Source organism: Ideonella azotifigens (assembly GCF_006519715.1).
GTDB classification, from domain to species: domain Bacteria; phylum Pseudomonadota; class Gammaproteobacteria; order Burkholderiales; family Burkholderiaceae_C; genus Ideonella; species Ideonella azotifigens.
In genome coordinates this window covers 1-1,629 of the sequence record NZ_VIDT01000964.1, presented here as the reverse complement: position 1 = coordinate 1,629, position 1,629 = coordinate 1, and the positions used below count along the sequence as shown (strand labels likewise).

Sequence of the window (1,629 nt, the reverse complement as noted above, 5' to 3'; positions counted from 1 at the left end):
CCCAGCACGGCGCGCGTGGCCGCGACGGCTTGGGCATGCTGGTCGAACAGGCAGCCGAAGCGTTTGCGCTGTGGCGCGGCATGCGACCCGAGACTGGCGACGTGCTGGCCCGGCTGCGCGCCGAGGTGGATGCAGCGGCATGAAGGCCGCCGGATCGAGAAGCGCGGCATGAAGGCCGCTTGGGGCCAGCTCGCCCGCTTGCTCGCACTGCTGGTGCTGAGCACGGTCGCGCTGCAGCTGTATTTCCTGCTGCGCGTGGCGCTGATGCTGGTGATAGACCCGCAGTCCACCAGCTTCCAGCGCAGCGAAGCCTGGCGGCTGCTGCGCGAGACGCACCAGCTGAGCTGGTCGCAGGACTGGGTGGCCGATGAAGAGATCTCGCCCAACCTCAAGCGTGCGGTGATCGCCAGCGAAGACGCCGGCTTTGTCGAACATGCGGGCGTGGAGTGGGACGCGATCGAGAAGGCCTGGGACCGCAACCAGAAGGCCGAGGTGCGGGCCGAGAAGGTCAACGAGCGCATCGAGCAGCGCGAGGCCACGCGCAAGACGGCACCTGCCAAGCCGCCCACGCGTGCGGTGCCCAAGGTCGTCGGCGGCTCGACCATCTCCCAGCAGTTGGCCAAGAACCTGTTCCTCTCAGGCGAACGCACGACGCTGCGCAAGGCGCAGGAGTTCGTCATCACCTTCATGCTCGAAGGCCTGCTGGGCAAGCGCCGCATCCTGGCCATCTACCTCAACAGCGTCGAGTGGGGCGAAGGCGTGTTTGGCGCCGAGGCTGCCGCGCGCCACTACTTCCATGTGGACGCCAGCAAGCTGTCGGCCCCGGCTGCAGCCCGGCTGGCGGTGATGCTGCCAGCCCCCAAGCGCTTCGAGAAACAACCCGGCTCGGCGTATGTGCTCGGCCGATCGGGCACCATCGTCGCCCGCATGGGCGCGGTCGAACTGCCCTGATCGGTGCCTGCGGCCGCGCCGCCGTGAACCCTTTGCCCAGGAGCGCTGCATGAGCCAAACGGAAGCCACTGCCCAGATTGCCGCGACCGCCGCCAGACTGGTGGTCGAAGAAGGGATGGAATACAGCGCCGCCAAGCGCAAGGCGGCGCGTGACCTGGGCCGCCGCAGCAGCCGCCAGGGCGAGCTGCCGTCCAACGAGCAGGTCGAAGACGAGGTGCGCGACTACCTCGCGCTGTTCTGCGCCGACACCCAGCCGGCCGAGTTGCGTGCGCTGCGCGAATTGGCTTTGCGCTGGATGACACGGCTGGACCAGCTTGGCGAATTCCGCCCGCACCTGGGCGGCGCCGTTTGGCGCGGCACGGCCACCCGGCTGTCCAACCTCATCCTCGACCTGTATTGCGACGATGAAAAAGCCGCCGAAATTGCCTTCCTGAACGCCGGCCTGGATTTCGACAGCGGCGGCGCAGGCGAACACGAAGCGCTGGTGCTGAGCACTGTCGACCGCACGCCCGGGCTGGCCGAGCCGGTGACACTGCACTTTGTCGTGCACGAGTACCTGGCACTGCGCGGCGCGCTGAAACCCGACACCCAAGGCCGCAGCTGGCGCGGCGACGCCAACGCCTTGCGCCGCCTGCTGGCCAGCGAGGCGCAAGACCATGCGCACTGAAGCCGAAGCCA

At 68.3% G+C, this 1,629-nt stretch carries 2 protein-coding genes and 1 pseudogene; all 3 read left to right on the top strand.

The genetic code is table 11. From position 1 onward, the window contains the following. Positions 1 to 143, top strand: a pseudogene (aroE, locus tag FKP22_RS29675) (shikimate dehydrogenase); the annotation flags it as partial. A 25-nt stretch (positions 144 to 168) separates the two neighbouring features. Further along, the gene (locus FKP22_RS29670) at positions 169 to 951 is read left to right on the top strand and encodes a transglycosylase domain-containing protein (RefSeq protein ID WP_141291811.1); all 783 of its coding nucleotides are present in this window, start codon (positions 169 to 171) and stop codon (positions 949 to 951) included. A 49-nt stretch (positions 952 to 1,000) separates the two neighbouring features. Then, the gene (locus FKP22_RS29665) at positions 1,001 to 1,618 is read left to right on the top strand and encodes a hypothetical protein (RefSeq protein ID WP_141291809.1); all 618 of its coding nucleotides are present in this window, start codon (positions 1,001 to 1,003) and stop codon (positions 1,616 to 1,618) included. Positions 1,619 to 1,629 lie beyond the last annotated feature (11 nt).

Coding starts and splice junctions, on each gene's coding strand:
- FKP22_RS29670 (WP_141291811.1), top strand. CDS start 169: ATGAAGGCCGCTTGGGGCCAGCTCGCCCGCTTGCTCGCACTGCTGGTG.
- FKP22_RS29665 (WP_141291809.1), top strand. CDS start 1,001: ATGAGCCAAACGGAAGCCACTGCCCAGATTGCCGCGACCGCCGCCAGA.